Genomic DNA, 1884 nt, shown 5'->3' with positions numbered 1-1884 from the left:
CATTCAGACGCCGGATAGATTCAAGCAAGCCAACTTGTCGTCAAAATCGGTGTTGCAAAAACGGGAGTGACCATAGATTCCGTTTTCTGAGGCGACCCCCACATAGAGACCTTCCCGGTCATTCACTTTGTAGAGTTTGTCCCTGGGCTTGAGATTGCGCAGCTTGGTATCGGTCAGCATGTACCTTGTCCTTCTTCGTCTCCGATACCCACTCGATTGTAAACAAGCACACAAAACCCTTTAGTGACAACAATTTGCAAGAACTATCAGGCTCAGTGCCATGAAAAATACCATGACCAGATCATGAGGTTGAACACGGCTTGCGCCGGCAGCGTTCACGCTCCTGGTCGGCGATCTCGCCCGGCTGCAATGCTAGCTCAGCATCGGTCATGCGCTCCAGCACGTCGCGTAGGCGGATGGTGCAAGGAATGGGCGGCAGCTCGAACTCATAGCCGCCGGCGATCATTTCGGCCGCAATCTCCTCGGTGATGAAAAACGGCTCGTCGTCTTGGTTCGGCTTCTTCATGCCCTTTCCTCCTGGCGCTCATCCTGGCCGACAGCGGCCAGGGCATCGGCTTCCGTCAATGCGTCCTCCACGAACGCGCCGTGCTGCTTCGCTTCGGCCTGGCTGACCTCGGCCCATATCCGTTTCACCTGGGCCGCACTGTACCCGGCCAGCTCGGCGGTCTTGTTGATGCTGTAGCCGGACTTGCGCAGCGCGACAACTTGGGCGCGGCGCTTCGGATCAGCACGGCGGCCCTTGTACCGCCCGGCCTGGCGGGCCAACTCAATGCCTTGGCGCTGGCGTTCGCGCCTGTCCTCGTAGTCGTCGCGGGCCATCTGCAAGGCCAGGCGAAAAAGCATGATCTGCACGGCTTCCAGCACGATCTTGGCGACGCCCTGGGCCTCGGCCGCCAGGTCGGATAGATCGACCACGCCAGGGACGGCCAGGCTTGCGCCTTTGGCCTGTATCGAGGCCACCAGGCGCTCGGCCTCGGGCAAAGGTAGGCGGCTGATGCGGTCGATCTTCTCGGCAATGACCACCTCGCCGGGCTATAGGTCGCCGATCATGCGCAGCAGCTCAGGCCGGTCGGCGCGTGCGCCGGATGCCTTCTCACGGTAGATGCCGGCGACGTAGTAGCCGGCGGCCTTCGCGGCCGTAGTGATCGCCTCTTGGCGTTCCAAGTCCTGCGCGTCGGTGCTGACGCGCAGATAGACCCGCGCCACCATCGGCGCGGCTACTGGCTTCGTCCTGCGCATACTTGCGGGCTCCTTTGGGCATACGCAAAGTGTCCGGTCATGCTACCCCCGGCCAAAAAGGCCGTCATGCGATTTATCTTGGCCGGGTCGTTATTGGCGGGTCTAAATGGCCGCTCCGTGGATCTCATCGCCAGAAATGGCGATGCGAGATCCAGGGCAGGGCGGCCGCCATCGTCAGACCTGGCGATGGTCGACGCCGGCGCGCATCGTCGGATGTGGCGATGCGAGCTCGAGGTCGGTGGCCACCGCCGGCGACCTGGTGCCATCGTCGGCAATGGCGATGCTGCAGCTCGACGTGCGCGGCCTGGTCGTCTCGGCATCGTCGGATGCGGCGATGCTCGAGCGAGGCGAAAAAAAACCGCCTCGGGGTGTCCGAGGCGGCAAGTCTGCATGCGGTTCAGGGAGGAAGAAACCGCGCCGGCGATCAGGGAGGAAAACCGCGCGGCCTGATGTGCAGCTCGGCCACTTTAGCCGGATTTTTCGACTTATCCGATGCGAGCGGCCCGCCGTGGGCGCTGCTCGATCTGCTGTTGCTTTTTCTCGACGTGCTTCTGCTCCTGGTGCTGCTGCTCGTCGCGCGGCACTGTTGCAAAGTTAGCGATGAGGCAGCCTTTTGTCTTATTC

1 protein-coding gene and 2 pseudogenes are annotated in these 1884 nt (G+C 61.9%); all 3 read right to left on the bottom strand.

Annotated elements, in window-relative coordinates:
• Nucleotides 1–75: 75 nt before the first annotated feature.
• Nucleotides 76–180, bottom strand: a pseudogene (locus ACOTWU_RS25200) (Arm DNA-binding domain-containing protein); the annotation flags it as partial.
• 121 nt (nt 181–301) lie between these two features.
• The gene (locus ACOTWU_RS25195) at nt 302–526 is read right to left on the bottom strand and encodes a hypothetical protein (RefSeq protein ID WP_000743213.1); all 225 of its coding nucleotides are present in this window, start codon (nt 524–526) and stop codon (nt 302–304) included.
• Nucleotides 523–1260, bottom strand: a pseudogene (locus ACOTWU_RS25190) (recombinase family protein). The gene ACOTWU_RS25195 and the pseudogene ACOTWU_RS25190 overlap by 4 nt, the downstream one beginning before the upstream one ends.
• Nucleotides 1261–1884: the final 624 nt, after the last annotated feature.

The sequence above is a fragment of the Enterobacter cloacae complex sp. GYL001 genome (genome assembly GCF_049237125.1).
Taxonomy (GTDB): domain Bacteria; phylum Pseudomonadota; class Gammaproteobacteria; order Enterobacterales; family Enterobacteriaceae; genus Enterobacter; species Enterobacter hormaechei_C.
Note: the sequence above shows the minus strand (reverse complement) of the source record. Positions and strands in the feature narration are given on the sequence as shown.

Bases quoted from the DNA above. Each gene is read 5' to 3' on its own strand.
- ACOTWU_RS25195 (WP_000743213.1), bottom strand. From the start codon at position 526: ATGAAGAAGCCGAACCAAGACGACGAGCCGTTTTTCATCACCGAGGAG.